Annotated in this window: 2 protein-coding genes; both read right to left on the bottom strand. The window is 68.6% G+C overall.

The window, feature by feature from the left end; translation table 11 throughout:
* Window positions 1–324: metallopeptidase family protein (locus A5694_RS21640; RefSeq protein ID WP_064924357.1), on the bottom strand; the 324-nt coding region annotated here is incomplete at its 3' end.
* Window positions 321–853, bottom strand: a 533-nt coding sequence (locus A5694_RS21635; protein WP_165605209.1) for a septum formation family protein, incomplete at its 5' end; no start/stop codon positions are given. The genes A5694_RS21635 and A5694_RS21640, both read right to left, overlap by 4 nt.

Below are 853 nucleotides of genomic sequence, written 5' to 3'. Positions count from 1 at the left end.
GTCGTCGTCGATGCCGAAGTGGTGGGCGATCTCGTGGATCACCGTGATCCGCACTTCGTCGACGACCTCGTCATCGGAGCCGCACATCTCCAGCAGCGCGTCCCGGTAGATCGTGATGGTGTCCGGCAGCGATCCGGCATAGTTCGAGTCGCGCTCGGTCAGCGCCACCCCTTCGTAGAGCCCGAGCAGGTCGGGTTCCTCGGCGTTGCGATCCGCCACCAGCACCACGACATTGTCGAAGGCGGCGGTCAGCTCGGGCGGAATCAGATCCAGGGCGTCGGCGACGAGTTCGTCGAACCGGCGCGGGTCCATCTGCACACTCACCGTGGCTGGCTACCGATGGGCAATTGATTGAGCCGCTCCGCGGGAATCGACGGCGGCGGGACCGGGGGCTGGCCGTTGATCAGCAGCTGCCCCCGGGCGCTGTTGATCAGGGCCGCCCAGCCGCCGTTGCCCAGGGTGGCGCCGAGGCTGCACGCCACCTCGCGGCTGCCCGCCGACCAGCTCGGCAGGGAGATGGTGGCGTAGGTCAGCGTCAGCGTGGTGTCGCGCAACTGCACCGGCGCCAGGTAGGTGTCGGTGAGCCGGGTGCAGGTGTCTTTGATGAAGGCGTCCTGCTCGGGTTCGGGCGGCAGCCCGTCGGGGAACCGCTCGGCCAGGTTGACCGTGCCGGTGACCTCCTTGGTGTGCGGGGCGGCGCAGTCGACCGGAACATCGTTGGGCTGGTTGGTGGCCGGGTCGATGCCCAGGCAGGTGCCGGGCGGCCAGACCTTGGACTGGTCGATATCGGCGACTTTGCCGGTGAAGGCAATCTGCTGGCCGCCCACGCCGGGCAGCTGCAGACCGCACAGCA

Origin of the sequence: Mycolicibacter sinensis (genome assembly GCF_001667945.1) — a bacterium.
Taxonomy (GTDB): Bacteria; Actinomycetota; Actinomycetes; order Mycobacteriales; family Mycobacteriaceae; genus Mycobacterium; species Mycobacterium sinense_B.
This window is presented reverse-complemented; position numbering and strand designations above follow the sequence as displayed.